The sequence below is a fragment of the Novosphingobium sp. HR1a genome (assembly GCF_015594425.1).
GTDB classification, from domain to species: Bacteria; Pseudomonadota; Alphaproteobacteria; order Sphingomonadales; family Sphingomonadaceae; genus Novosphingobium; species Novosphingobium resinovorum_A.
This window is the reverse complement of the sequence record NZ_JABXWS010000004.1, coordinates 61,054-73,155: the sequence shown is the minus strand read 5'-3', so window position 1 is coordinate 73,155 and position 12,102 is coordinate 61,054. Positions and strand designations below refer to the sequence as shown.

Here is a 12,102-nt window from a genome sequence, read left to right as displayed (position 1 = left end):
GTGAGCCGGGAGACAAATAGCCTGCGGCGCCATGTGGGGCTGAGGCGGCTGCACGCGCAGCGACGACAGTACAGGGGTCTGGGGCGATGGCCCCAGGACTTCTCTTCCTTCCCTGATTTCCTCTCTTCGAAAGGAACCTTCTCCCGTGTCCTTCCTCGAATCGCTCGTCACCGCTTTCAAGGGCGCAAGTGACCGACCTGTGCTCGCGCGCGGATCGGCATCGCCGTGGTTCTTCAGCCAGTGCGGCGACGGGCGTACCCCCTTCGAATATACGCAGGCCGTCCGCCGTGCCTATCTCGAAAACCCGGTCGCCCAGCGTGCGGTCAGGCTCGTGGCCGAGGGCATCGGCGGCGCGCCGCTTAAGCCTACCGATACGGCGCTGGCTGCGCTGGTCAGCGACACCAGCGCCGGGCAGTCGCTGCTGGAGACGCTCGCCTCGCAGCTGCTGCTTCATGGCAATGCTTACGTGCAAGCCATGAAGGACGCGCGCGGCCGTCCGGTCGAACTGTTCGCGCTGCGACCCGAGCGGGTCAGCGTGGTCGCGGGCGAGGACGGCTGGCCTGCCGCCTATGCCTATGAAGTCGCCGGTCGCCGCCTGTCGATCCCGCTGCTGGACGAGGATGCCTCGCCGAACGTGATCCACATCCGCCACTTCCATCCGGGCGACGATCACTACGGCGCCGGGTGCCTGTGCGCGGCGGACGAGGCGATCGCCACGCACAACGCGGCTTCAGCGTGGAACCGGCAGTTGCTGGAGAACGCGGCGCGACCTTCCGGGGCTCTGGTCTACGAAGGCCCGGACGGCGCCGCGCTGACCGGCGAGCAATTCGACCGGCTCAAGGCCGAACTCACCGCCGCTTATGCGGGCATGGCGAACGCCGGGCGGCCGATGCTGCTGGAGGGCGGCCTCAATTGGCAGGCGATGGCGATGACGCCCGCCGACATGGACTTCGCCACTCTCAAGGCCGCCGCCGCGCGCGACATCGCGCTCGCTTTCGGGGTGCCGCCGATGCTGCTCGGCCTGCCGGGCGATGCGACCTACAACAATTACCGCGAGGCCAACCGCGCCTTGTGGCGGCTTACCCTGCTGCCGCTGGCGTCCAAGATCTTCGCCGCGCTGGGCGAGGGCCTTGCCCCGTGGTTCCCCGATGCGGCGCTCGCGATCGACCTCGACCGCGTGCCAGCGCTGGCCGAGGACCGCGAGCGGCTGTGGTCGCAGGTGAGCGCCGCCGATTTCCTCGACCCGTCCGAGAAGCGCCGCCTTCTGGGCCTTGATGAAGGGAACAAACAATGAACTCCAACGATATGCTGGCCGGTCTGCTCGCGCAGGCGGCATCCGAGGGGAGCGACCTCGTCACCCTGCGCGCGGTGGTGGAGGAGGCGAGCGAACTGGGCGCGAAACGCATGCTCGCGCGCATCGGCCTGGGCGACGCCACCGCCCCGCAGGACGTCAGCGAACTGCGCGAACTGCTGCAGGCCTGGCGCGATGCCAAGTCGAGCGCGCGCCGCACGGTGCTCAGCTGGTTCATGCGCGGCGCCCTCGCCCTGCTGCTGCTTGGCCTGACCGTGCGCCTCGGCGCGACGGAGCTGCTGCGATGACCCTTCGACAAGCTCAGGGTGAGCGGACTTTGAAATTCGCCGGCTATGCCGCGCTGTTCGGCCAGCCCGACGCCGGGCGCGACACCATCCGCGCGGGCGCCTTCGCCCGCTCGCTGGCCGAACGCCGCGATCCGATCCCGCTCTACTGGCAGCACCGCCCGGACCTCCGCATCGGCTGGGTCGAAACCGCCGCCGAGGACGCGCGCGGCCTGCGCGTGGTCGCGCGCGTAGACAACCCGGACGGCGCGGCGGGCCTCGCCCTCAAGCGCGGCTCGGTCACCGGCCTGTCCTTCGGCTACCGCGCCCGTGCCAGCCGCCGCTCCGATGCGGGGCGCGAACTGCTCGACGTGGAGCTGTTCGAGGTCAGCCTCGTCACCCACCCGATGCAGCACGGCGCGCGGGTGCATCTGGTTTCTCCGTCGTCCCGGACCTGATCCGGGACCGCTGGCCGGGCCGCGCCCAACCCATGGCGAAGCGCCCGGAGTGACAGCCACCGCCTAAAGACAGCCACCGGTCCCGGGTCGAGCCCGGGACGACGTCATGGCTCCCCCCTTCCCCACCACAGAAAGGTGCCTACCCATGGAATCCACTGCTCCCGTCGAGGCGATCGACGCCTCGTTCGACCTAGTCGCGCGCCAGGATGCCACCGACGCCGCCGTCACGGCCCTTCGCACCGACGTCGACGACGTGAAGGCCCGCCTCGACCGCGTCTCGCGCGCTGCCTCGCGGCCGCTGATCGAGGGCATGGGCGCCGCACCCTCGCTCGAAGTGAAGAGCTTCGTGCAGGGCTACCTGCGCTCGGGCCGCGAGACGGAACTCAAGTCGCTCTCCGGCGCGGCCCTGGCCGACGGCGGCTATGCCGTCCCGCGTGAGATCGACGCGCTGATCTCGGCCCGGCTCAAGAACATCAGCCCGATCCGCGCGATCGCGCAGGTCGTGCAGACCAGCACGGCGGGCTACCGCAAGCTCATCACCACCGGCGGCACCGCCTCGGGCTGGGTGAGCGAGACCGCCGCGCGCCCCGAAACCGCGACGCCCAGCTTCGCCGAGATCGCCCCGCCCTCCGGCGAACTCTACGCCAACCCGGCGGCGAGCCAGGCGATGCTCGACGATGCCGCCTTCGACATCCAGTCGTGGCTGGCCGACGAGATCGCGATGGAGTTCGCCCGCGCCGAAGGCGCCGCCTTCGTCAGCGGCACCGGCACCAACCAGCCGCGCGGCTTCCTGACCGGCACCACCAGCGCCTCGGCCGACGGTGCCCGCACTTTCGGCCAGCTGCAGCACATCGTCTCGGGCAATGCGGCGGGCTTCGACACCTCGCCCGAACTGAAGCTGATCGACCTCGTGCACTCGCTCAAGGCGGGTCACCGCCAGGGCGCGAGCTGGGTGATGAACTCGAAGACGCTGGCACAGGTGCGCAAGCTGAAGGCGGCGGACGGCTCGTTCCTGTGGCAGCCGGGCCTGATGGAGGGCCAGCCCAACCGCCTGCTCGGCTACCCGGTGGTCGAGGCCGAGGACATGCCCGACATCGCCGCGAACGCCCTGCCGATCGCCTTCGGCAACTTCCGCGCCGGCTACCTCATCGCCGAGCGCACCGCGACCTCGATCCTGCGCGATCCGTTCACCAACAAGCCCTTCGTCCACTTCTACGCGACCAAGCGGATCGGCGGGCAGGTGCTGGATTCCGACGCGATCAAGCTGCTGCGCATCTCTACCTGACGCCCCGCAGGTAGAGCGCCCGCGCCGCCGTTTCCCCTCCCGGCGGCGCGGGTGACCTGAGAGGGCTTCGACAAGCTCAGCCTGACCCTTCGACAAGCTCAGGGTGAGCGGAGGTTAGTGCAGACCTCCCAATTCTGCTCAGGCTGAGCTTGTCGAAGCCCCCTCGGCACAAACCACCCCCTTCCTACCATTCGGAGACACCCACCATGCGGGTCATCCTCACCCCGCCCACGCTGCCGCCCCCGGCGCTGGCCGAACTGAAGCAGTGGCTGGGCATCACCACCGCCACCGACGACGCCTCGCTGACCGGGCTGCTCGCCGCCGCGCTGGACACCTGCGAGGCCTTCACCGGCTCCCTGCCGATCGAGGCCGAGTGCGAGGAAGTGCTCTCCACCCGCCCCGAGAGGCACCAGTTCTGGCACACGCTGGCGACGCGCCCGGTCCAGGCCATCGCCTCGGTCGAGACGATCGCGGCGGACGGCACCCGCACCACGCTCGCGCCGGGCAGCTGGGAGGCGGACCTCGACGCCGACGGCACCGGCCGCTTGCGGCTTCCCCTGCCCGGCGCGGAGAGCCGCGTCGCGGTGCGCTTCACCGCCGGTCTCGCGCCCGAATGGGACGCCCTGCCCGAAGCGCTGCGCCACGGCGTCGTCCGCCTCGCCGCACACCAGCACCGCGAGCGTGACGGCAACGGTGCCGCGCCTCTGCCGCCCGCCTCCGTCGCCGCGCTGTGGCGGCCGTGGCGCCGGATGCGCCTGAAATGACGGGCGCCATGAAGGCCGAGACCGACTTCGACGCCCTCGCGCGGCGGCTGACCGCAAACGCCGCTGCCCTCGCCGTCGCCTGGGCTACCAGCCGCCGTCTCGCTGCCCGTCAGGATGATAGCCGCTGGCGCCGCGCGGGCCTCGTCTGGCCGCTGTTCGCGAAAGGATAAGTCATGGAAATCCCCCTTCGCGCCGCCCTGATCGCATGGCTGGCCTCCGACATGACCCTCGCGGCGAACCTCAACGCGGTGGTCGAGGAAGCCTCCTCGCGCACCAGCCTGCCGTGGCTAGCCATCGCCTCGAGCGCCAGCACCGACTGGAGCTGCAAGACCGCCCCGGGTCGCGAGGTCCGCGTGGCGCTGGAACTGCACTGCCGGGGCGATGCGCCCGATGCGGCGGCGGACCTCGTCACCGCCATCGAGGCGCGGGTGGACAGCCTGCCGCGCCTGCAGCCGGGCTTCCAGATCGCGACAATCCAGTTCCTGCGCGCCCGCGCCGAACAGCGCGGTGAAAGCCGCCGCGCGATCCTGCTCGAATACAGGTTTCGCCTGCTGGCGCAGTGACGACTGATTTCACGCGCAGGTTGCGACAGGCCCACCCACAACCCCTCCCGCAAGCGGGAGGGGAGACCCGAGGTAAGGCCCTCCCGCTTGCGGGAGGGCCGGGAGGCTTGGCCCGAAGGGCCTAGCCGGACGGGGTAGGCCAACGCGACGCTGCGTGCCCCCTCTCTTTCACCAAAGGAGCCTTACCATGCCCGCCCAGAAAGGCAGCGCCTTCCTCCTCAAGATCTCCAACGGCAGCGTCCCCGCCGCCTACCAGACCGTCGCGGGGCTGCGCACCACGCAGATGTCGGTCACCGGAGACGCCGTCGTCGTCACCTCCAAGGACAGCGGTGGCTGGCGCGAACTGCTTTCCGGCGCGGGCGTGCGCTCGGTCTCGGTGAGCGCGGCGGGGATTTTCCTCGGCAGCGCGGCGGAGGCGCAGGTGCGCGCCAACGCCATGGCCGGCACGCTTGGCGACTACGAACTCAGCTTCGAGGACGGCGAACGGCTGCGCGGCAAATTCCTCGTCCAGCGCCTCGACTACGCGGGCGATTTCAACGGCGAGCGCAACTACACGCTCCAGCTCGAAAGCTCGGGCGAGGTGATCCCGGCATGACGCCCAACCCTCTGCGCGGCGAGGCGGCCATCGCCATCGGCCACGGCGCCTACGTGATGCGGCCCAGCTTCACCGCGCTGGTCGCCGCCGAGGAGGAACTCGGCCCGCTCTTCGCCCTCGTCGAGCGGGCGGGCGCGGGCGAACTTCACCTCGCCGAGATGGCCACGCTGTTCTGGCACTGCCTGCCCGAAGCCGACCGGCCAAGCCGCGAAACGGTGGGCGCGGCGATCGTCGCTCAGGGCCTCGCCGCCTGCGCCGCGCCGCTGCGGGTACTGCTCGCGCAAGTGCTCAAGGGCCGCGCGTGACCTTCGCAGCCGCCGCGCTGGCCCTTTGCGGCCTGTCCGCGCGCACGCTGGGGTGGCGGCCCGCCGAGTTCTGGGCGGCCACCCCAGCCGAACTGGCCGCCGCGCTCGGCCTGCTCTCCCCCGGCGCGCCTGCGGGCTTCGACCGGGATACCCTCACCAAGCTGATGGAAAACGATCATGGATGAGATCGACAGCCTCCTCGTCGAGGTCCGCGCCGGCACCGATGGCTTCGCCCGCGACATCGCGCAGATGCGCGAGGCCGTGGACGGCGACCTCGTGTCCGGCTTCACCCGCGCGGGCGACGCGCTGGAAAAGGGCCTGTCCGGCGCGATCCGGAAAGGTGCCCTTGGCTTCGACGACCTCAAGCGCACCGCCGCCTCGACGCTCGACGCCATCGCCGGACAGGCCGCGCAGACCTTGGCCTCGGCGCTGGTCGGCGGCAGCGGCGCGGGCGGCGGTCTGGACCTCTCCGGCCTGCTGACCGGCGCGCTCGGCCTGCCGGGCCGCGCCACTGGCGGCAATGTCTCGCCCGGACGCGGCTATGTGGTGGGCGAGCACGGGCCGGAGCTGTTCGTGCCGACCTCCGCAGGCCGCGTCGAAACAGGCAGTTCGGCCAGCCGCGACGTGCGCGTGGCGATCAACCTCTCGGCCCCGCGCGGTTCCAGCGCGCCGCAGTCGCTGCAGCGCTCCAGCCGCCAGGTCGCGAGCGCTGTGCGCCGCGCCCTCTCGAACTGAGGAGAGAGCCCATGGCATTCTGGCTCGCCAGCAAGCGCGAGGGGCAGGCGAGCGACTGGCTCATGCGCTTCGATCCGCGCTTCTGGACCGTCAACTTCCCGCGCCCGATAGTGGCGACGGTGGTGTCCACCTCCCCCGATGCACTGCGCGTCGAGGCCTCGTTCCTGCGCCGCGCCGACCTCGGCGGGCTGATCTGGGACAGCGTCGATACGCTCGACCATCCCCTTCTCGCCTACCGCACCGACCGCGATTATGCGCATACCTCGCTGCGCTTTCGCTGGCGGTCGGGCGGACTGATCCCGCTCGACGCGATCAACGGCCCGACCCTCACCATCGAGGGCCGCGACGAAGCGGGCGCGCCGCATACCTGGTACGTGCGCCTCTGGAACTATGCGCAAGGAACGGGCGAGGACGCGGTCGTCACGCTCGATTTCTCGGCGCTCGACGGCGGCTACGCCCTGCCCCCCGACGCCGACCGCGTCTGGCCCAGCGCGATCGAGCGGATGTTCATCTCCTTTGCTCCCCCAGGCTACGACGGCACCAGCCCCGACCCGCTCCCCGACGAGGCCGAAGGTTGGTTCGAGATGTCCGAAATCGCCTCCGACGGCGCCCGCGCCATGCTGGAGATCGGCGACGTGATCCTGCCCGCGAACGGCCTCGCCATGGCGACCGGCTACGACGACCAGGGCGTCCAGACCCCGGCGCGCCTGATCCGCGCCGTGCGCCAGCTCGGCTATCGCGGATCGGTGGTGCATTACCTCGGCATGAGCCACTACTTCCGGCTCGCGGCGAACGCCGGCCAATACCTAGCCGGGCAGGGCGGCGACCCCCTCAATGGCCCGACCCGCAGCTGGCACCGCGCCTTCTTCGCCGGATGCCTCGCGGCGGGCCTCAGCCCGATGGCCTCGCTGTCCTACGAACTGCTCGACCAGCACTGCCCCGAAGCGTGGAAGCAGCGCGACCTCGACGGCAACCCGGCACTGACCGGCTGGGATCCGCCCTCCACCCTGTTCTCCCCCGCGAATTCGCAGGCGATGACGTGGCTGCAGGCAGTCGGTGCGGCCTTCGCCGGATTGCTCGCCGAGGTGGGCGCGCCCGTCCGCTTTCAAATCGGCGAGCCATGGTGGTGGACCTTCGGCGACGGGCGCATCTGCCTCTACGACGCCGCCGCCAAGGCCGTGTTCGGCGGATCGCCCGCCGCCATTCCCGACATGCGCGCGCCGCTCGCCCCGGCGCAGACGGCCCTGCTCGATCAGGCAGGCGCGCTGCTGGCGCAATCGACCGCCGACCTCGTCTCCGCCGTGCGCACCGCCGTCGCCCCCGATCCGGTCGAGGCGCTGGCGCTGGTCTTCACCCCCACCCTGCTCGCGCCCGACATGCCCGAACTGAAGCGCGCCAACCTGCCGACCGGCTGGGCCTCGCCCGCGTTCGACCGGCTGCAGGTGGAAGACTACGACTGGCTGACTGCCGGTGCCGATGCCCATCGCCGCAATGCCCATGCCGAAGTCGACGCCCGCCTCGGCTACCCGCCCAGCGAACAGGACTACCTCGCCGGCTTCGTCCTTGCCCCCGAACAGCAAGACCAGTGGCGCCGCATCGACGCCGGGATCGACGAAGCCCTGACCCGCGCGCCCCATGAAGTCGTCGTCTGGGCGCTGCCCCAGGTCGCACGCGACGGATACGTGCGCCTTCCCCCGCCGCCAACCTCAGGAGCCGACCCCATGCAGGCCTTCGACGACGTGCTCTACCCGCTCGCGCTCGGCCGCGACGCGACGGTGGTGCCCGAGTTCTCCACCAGCGTCTCGGTCACCGCCTCCGGGTTCGAGCGGCGCAATTCGCTGTGGTCCAACGCCCGGCTGCGCTTCGACGTCGGCCCGGGCGTACGCTCCGAGGCGGAACTGGGCGCACTCATCGCCTTCTTCCGCGCCCGCCGAGGTCCCGCTCGCGGGTTCCGGCTGCGCGATCCCAGTGACTTCAGTTCGAGCGGCATGGTAGCCGCGCCCGGCCCGCTCGACCAGCCGCTCGGCACCGGCGACGGCATCAAGGCCGGGTTCCCGCTGGCGAAGCGCTACGGCGAGGGCGAGGACGCCCAAGTCCGCCGCATCACCCGGCCCGATTTCGCAACGGTTCTCGTCTCCATCGACGGGGCGCTGCAGGTCGGCAACTGGACTCTGGCCGAGCACGGCCTCGTCATTTTCGACGAAGCCCCGCCAGTCGGCGCGGACGTCCGCGCGGGCTTCCTGTTCGACGTCCCCGTCCGCTTCGCCGAGGACAGCCTCGAAGTCTCCGGCGCCGCCTTTGCCGCAGGCGAGGCGCCCAGCGTGCCCGTGGTCGAAATCCGGGAGGCGTCATGACCCGCACATGGTTCGCCGACGACCTCGAAACCGTCGCCACCTTCTGGCGCATCCTGCGCGGCGACGGGGTAGCGCTGGGGTTCACTTCGCACGACCGCGACCTCTGGTTTGACGGCGTGCTCCACCGGGCCTCGCCCGGCATGGTGCCCAGCGCCATCCGCAAGAGCGCCGACTTCGAGCCCGACAGCGCCGAAGTGCGCGGTTCGCTGACGCACGAGGCGATCGACAGCGCCGACCTGGCCGCCGGACGTTTCGACGGCGCCCAGGTCCGCATCGGCCTCGTCGACTGGGAAACGCTGGAGCGCGAGGTGCTCTACGCCGGGACCATCGGCACGGTCAGCGAAGACGACGGCGCCTTCTCCGCCGAACTCGTCTCGCGCAAGGCCGAGTTGTGGCGCGATCCCACGCCGCGCACCAGCCCCGCCTGCCGCTCCATCTTCTGCGCGCCGGGGTGCAACCTCAATCCGCAGAAGTTCAGCCGCGAAGTGCGCCTGCTCGGCATCGACGCCGCCACCAATGCCGCGCTGTTCGAAGGCGCCCCCGATGCCGCCGATCACGCGGGCGGGCGCTTGCGCTGGATCGACGGGCCTCAGGCCGGAATCCAGATGGACGTGATGGGCGGGGGCGCAAACGGCCTGATCCTCGACGTTCCCCTTGCCGATGCCATGGAGCCCGGCACCCGAGCCCTGCTGCGCGAAGGCTGCGACCACACGCTCGGCACCTGCTCGCAGCGCTTCGGCAATGCCGTCAACTTTCGGGGCGAGCCGTTCCTGCCCGGCAACGATATGCTCACCCGATATCCCGGCCCGGTGCAGTGACGGACGCAGTCACGGGCGCGCGCCTTGCTGCTGCCGCGCTAACGCTGGTGGGTACGCCGTTCCGTCTGCACGGGCGCGAGCCGGGCGTCGGTCTCGACTGCGTCGGCGTCATCGAAGCCGCGTTCGCGCGGTCCGGCCAAGCGGTGCGCCTTGCCAATGGCTACCCGCTGCGCACCCGCATCGTTCCCTCTGTCCGGCTCGACCTCGAAAGGCTGGGGCTGGAGCCGGTAGGGGACACGCTTCTGCCCGGCGACGTGCTGATGCTGCGCCCTTCCACCTGCCAGCTGCACCTAGCCATCGTGATCTGCGGCACCAGCGTGGTCCATGCCCATGCCGGCCTTCGCCGGGTCGTCCATGGTGCATTGCCACCCGATTGGCCTCTCCTGCACCACTGGCGCCTCGCGCCAAATCCAAGGAACTGACATGGCCACGCTCGTCTTCGGAAGTATCGGCACCATGCTGGGCGGCCCCCTCGGAGGGGCGATCGGCTCGCTGGTGGGACGCCAGTTCGACACCGCACTGTTCGGCTCGACCGGCCGCGAGGGCCCCCGCCTCAAGGAACTGGCGCTAACCAGCTCGACTTACGGACAAGTCCTGCCCCGTCACTTCGGCCGCATGCGTACGGCAGGCTCCGTCATCTGGGCGACCGACCTTGTCGAACGCAGCGAGGTGCAAGGCACCGGCAAGGGCGGACCATCCGTGACGACTTACGGCTACTCCGCCAACTTCGCGGTCGCCCTCGCCGGTCGGCCGATCCGCGCTCTCGGCCGTATCTGGGCTGACGGCCAGCTGTTACGCGGCGCCGACGGGGAGCTCAAGGCCGCAGGGACCTTGCGCTTCCATACCGGGGCGGGCCGTCAACCGCCGGACCCGCTGATCGCCTCAGCCGAGGGTGCCGAACGCTGCCCCGCCTATCGCGGCCTCGCCTACGTGGTGTTCGAAGACCTCGATCTCTCGGGCTTCTACAACCGCATCCCGTCACTGACCTTCGAGGTCATCGCCGACGACGACTTCTCGTTGCAGGACATCGTCGGCGACGTGATCGACGAGATCGATGCGAACGTCGCTCTCGCCGAAGTCGTCGGCTACACCAGCGAAAGCGCTCCCGCGTCGGACTTGCAGACCTTCGCGCAGATACTTCCGCTCGAAATCGATGCCTCGGGCGAGAATCTCGTCGTCGCGCGCGACCGGCGGCAAACCGCCGCCATCGCCCTTGCCGAGCCTGCCATCACGACTGCAGACGACGATTTCGGCGCGCGGACCGGCTTCACCCGGCACCGTGCCGCGCCCTCCGACAGTCCGCCCGCCATCCTGCGCTATTACGACGTCGAGCGCGACTATCAGGCCAGCCTCCAGCGCGCGACCGGCCGCAGCCTCGCCGGAGAACCGGGCGCCATCGATCTGCCCGCCGCACTCGGAGCCGCTACGGCCCGCACCATGATCGAACGCGCCGCCCGCCGGATCGACTGGACCCGCGACCGCATATCGTGGCGCACCTGCGAACTCGACCCGCGAGTCGCGCCGGGCGCACGGGTCACGCTGCCCGGCATCGCCGGACACTGGCGCATCCAGGCATGGGAGTGGCACGACGGCGGCGTCGAACTTTCGCTGGAGCGCGCCCTTCCACCGGGAGCGACGACGCCGCCCGCACTCGCTTCGGATCCGGGACGTGGCAATCCCGCGCCTGATCGCCCGGCCGGCGAGACCCGCCTCGCCGCGTTCGAACTCCCGTTCGATCCTGCAGCAGGGTCGTCCGACGCGGTGCGCACCGTGGCAGCAGTCTCCGGCACCGAAGCGGGGTGGACCGGCGCGGCGCTCTACGCCGACCAAGGTGACGGCGCGCTGCAGCCTCTTGGCCAAAGCGGCCGGACGCGCGCGATCATGGGCACGGCGCTGTCGCGGCTGCCCGGCGCCGATCCGCTGCAGCTCGATCGCGGCACTCAGCTGGAAATCCAACTCGTCGATCCCGCGATGCAACTGGCGAGCATCGACACGCGCCGCCTTGGCGAAGGAGGGAACCTGGCGTTCGTCGGCGAGGAGATCGTGCAGTTCCTGCTGGCGACGTCTCTTGGTCAGGGCCGCTGGCGGCTCGAAGGCCTTCTGCGCGGTCGTGGCGGGACCGAAGCCGCCGTCGCCGCGCACGGGGATGGCGAGGCATTCGTGCTGCCGGGCACCGGGCTTGCCTCCCTGGACGCCGGGCTGCTCGGCTCCTCGCCCTCGCGCAGAGTCCTCGCGCAAGGACGTGGCGACCCGGATCCGGTAGCGTCTCCCGTATACCTCGCAGGGATCACGCTGCGCCCGTTGTCGCCGGTCCATGCCCGCCGGGCCATTGCCGCAGACGGCGCCTGGACGTTCACATGGACCCGCCGCGCGCGTGGCGGATGGTCGTGGGCGGATGGCATCGATGTACCCCTCGTCGAACAGGCTGAGCGCTACCTCGTGACGCTCGGTCCGCTCGACGCCCCCCTGGCCGCCTGGACGACCGAGGCACCCGAACTTCGCATCGAGCCCGCCGTGCTCGCCCGATACGCCCACAACGCCGACGCGATGTTCCAGGTGCGTCAGCAGGGCACGCACGCGCTCTCGCTGCCCCTGCCGCTAGCCCCTGTTTCCTGACGAAACGGCCCTGACCGAAACCCACGGAGATCCG

Annotated in this window: 15 protein-coding genes; all 15 read left to right on the top strand. The window is 70.6% G+C overall.

Going from position 1 to position 12,102, the window contains the following annotated elements; all coding sequences use genetic code 11:
• The first annotated feature begins 145 nt into the window (after nucleotides 1-145).
• On the top strand, nucleotides 146-1,294 hold the full coding sequence (locus HWN72_RS00935) for a phage portal protein (RefSeq protein WP_211149537.1): 1,149 nt from the start codon (nucleotides 146-148) through the stop codon (nucleotides 1,292-1,294).
• Nucleotides 1,291-1,599, top strand: a complete 309-nt coding sequence (locus HWN72_RS00930; protein ID WP_211149536.1) for a DUF6127 family protein — start codon at nucleotides 1,291-1,293, stop codon at nucleotides 1,597-1,599. The genes HWN72_RS00935 and HWN72_RS00930 overlap by 4 nt, the downstream gene beginning before the upstream one ends.
• A complete protein-coding gene (locus HWN72_RS00925) occupies nucleotides 1,596-2,033 on the top strand; it encodes an HK97 family phage prohead protease (RefSeq protein WP_211149535.1) in 438 nt (145 codons plus the stop codon). Before HWN72_RS00930 ends, HWN72_RS00925 begins: the two co-directional genes overlap by 4 nt.
• 145 nt (nucleotides 2,034-2,178) lie before the next feature.
• A complete protein-coding gene (locus tag HWN72_RS00920) occupies nucleotides 2,179-3,318 on the top strand; it encodes a phage major capsid protein (RefSeq protein WP_036529485.1) in 1,140 nt (379 codons plus the stop codon).
• Nucleotides 3,319-3,524: 206 nt separating this feature from the next.
• Nucleotides 3,525-4,082: a phage head-tail connector protein gene (locus HWN72_RS00915; protein ID WP_008829051.1), complete on the top strand. Its 558-nt coding sequence runs from the start codon at nucleotides 3,525-3,527 to the stop codon at nucleotides 4,080-4,082.
• Nucleotides 4,079-4,252, top strand: coding sequence for a hypothetical protein (locus HWN72_RS00910; protein ID WP_155986452.1), 174 nt, complete (start codon nucleotides 4,079-4,081; stop codon nucleotides 4,250-4,252). The genes HWN72_RS00915 and HWN72_RS00910 overlap by 4 nt, the downstream gene beginning before the upstream one ends.
• A 3-nt stretch (nucleotides 4,253-4,255) precedes the next feature.
• The gene (locus tag HWN72_RS00905; protein WP_008829052.1) at nucleotides 4,256-4,645 is read left to right on the top strand and encodes a DUF3168 domain-containing protein; all 390 of its coding nucleotides are present in this window, start codon (nucleotides 4,256-4,258) and stop codon (nucleotides 4,643-4,645) included.
• Between the two features lie 187 nt (nucleotides 4,646-4,832).
• Nucleotides 4,833-5,240 (top strand): phage major tail protein, TP901-1 family, encoded by a 408-nt coding sequence (locus HWN72_RS00900; RefSeq protein WP_008829053.1) that lies wholly within the window; start codon nucleotides 4,833-4,835, stop codon nucleotides 5,238-5,240.
• Nucleotides 5,237-5,545, top strand: a complete 309-nt coding sequence (locus HWN72_RS00895; RefSeq protein WP_008829054.1) for a gene transfer agent family protein — start codon at nucleotides 5,237-5,239, stop codon at nucleotides 5,543-5,545. Before HWN72_RS00900 ends, HWN72_RS00895 begins: the two co-directional genes overlap by 4 nt.
• Nucleotides 5,542-5,730, top strand: coding sequence for a phage tail assembly chaperone (locus tag HWN72_RS00890; protein ID WP_008829055.1), 189 nt, complete (start codon nucleotides 5,542-5,544; stop codon nucleotides 5,728-5,730). The genes HWN72_RS00895 and HWN72_RS00890 overlap by 4 nt, the downstream gene beginning before the upstream one ends.
• Nucleotides 5,723-6,280, top strand: a complete 558-nt coding sequence (locus tag HWN72_RS00885; RefSeq protein ID WP_008829056.1) for a hypothetical protein — start codon at nucleotides 5,723-5,725, stop codon at nucleotides 6,278-6,280. The genes HWN72_RS00890 and HWN72_RS00885 overlap by 8 nt, the downstream gene beginning before the upstream one ends.
• A gap of 11 nt (nucleotides 6,281-6,291) precedes the next feature.
• Complete coding sequence (locus HWN72_RS00880; RefSeq protein ID WP_211149534.1) at nucleotides 6,292-8,634, top strand: DUF2460 domain-containing protein; 2,343 nt, start codon at nucleotides 6,292-6,294, stop codon at nucleotides 8,632-8,634.
• Entirely contained in the window at nucleotides 8,631-9,452 is an 822-nt protein-coding gene (locus HWN72_RS00875) for a DUF2163 domain-containing protein (RefSeq protein ID WP_211149533.1), read from the top strand. Before HWN72_RS00880 ends, HWN72_RS00875 begins: the two co-directional genes overlap by 4 nt.
• A complete protein-coding gene (locus HWN72_RS00870; protein ID WP_211149532.1) occupies nucleotides 9,449-9,874 on the top strand; it encodes a hypothetical protein in 426 nt (141 codons plus the stop codon). The genes HWN72_RS00875 and HWN72_RS00870 overlap by 4 nt, the downstream gene beginning before the upstream one ends.
• Before the next feature lies 1 nt (nucleotide 9,875).
• Entirely contained in the window at nucleotides 9,876-12,068 is a 2,193-nt protein-coding gene (locus HWN72_RS00865; RefSeq protein ID WP_211149531.1) for a phage tail protein, read from the top strand.
• Nucleotides 12,069-12,102 lie beyond the last annotated feature (34 nt).

Bases quoted from the DNA above. Each gene is read 5' to 3' on its own strand.
- HWN72_RS00930 (WP_211149536.1), top strand. From the start codon at position 1,291: ATGAACTCCAACGATATGCTGGCCGGTCTGCTCGCGCAGGCGGCATCC.
- HWN72_RS00925 (WP_211149535.1), top strand. From the start codon at position 1,596: ATGACCCTTCGACAAGCTCAGGGTGAGCGGACTTTGAAATTCGCCGGC.
- HWN72_RS00920 (WP_036529485.1), top strand. From the start codon at position 2,179: ATGGAATCCACTGCTCCCGTCGAGGCGATCGACGCCTCGTTCGACCTA.
- HWN72_RS00915 (WP_008829051.1), top strand. From the start codon at position 3,525: ATGCGGGTCATCCTCACCCCGCCCACGCTGCCGCCCCCGGCGCTGGCC.
- HWN72_RS00910 (WP_155986452.1), top strand. From the start codon at position 4,079: ATGACGGGCGCCATGAAGGCCGAGACCGACTTCGACGCCCTCGCGCGG.
- HWN72_RS00905 (WP_008829052.1), top strand. From the start codon at position 4,256: ATGGAAATCCCCCTTCGCGCCGCCCTGATCGCATGGCTGGCCTCCGAC.
- HWN72_RS00900 (WP_008829053.1), top strand. From the start codon at position 4,833: ATGCCCGCCCAGAAAGGCAGCGCCTTCCTCCTCAAGATCTCCAACGGC.
- HWN72_RS00895 (WP_008829054.1), top strand. From the start codon at position 5,237: ATGACGCCCAACCCTCTGCGCGGCGAGGCGGCCATCGCCATCGGCCAC.
- HWN72_RS00885 (WP_008829056.1), top strand. From the start codon at position 5,723: ATGGATGAGATCGACAGCCTCCTCGTCGAGGTCCGCGCCGGCACCGAT.
- HWN72_RS00880 (WP_211149534.1), top strand. From the start codon at position 6,292: ATGGCATTCTGGCTCGCCAGCAAGCGCGAGGGGCAGGCGAGCGACTGG.
- HWN72_RS00875 (WP_211149533.1), top strand. From the start codon at position 8,631: ATGACCCGCACATGGTTCGCCGACGACCTCGAAACCGTCGCCACCTTC.
- HWN72_RS00865 (WP_211149531.1), top strand. From the start codon at position 9,876: ATGGCCACGCTCGTCTTCGGAAGTATCGGCACCATGCTGGGCGGCCCC.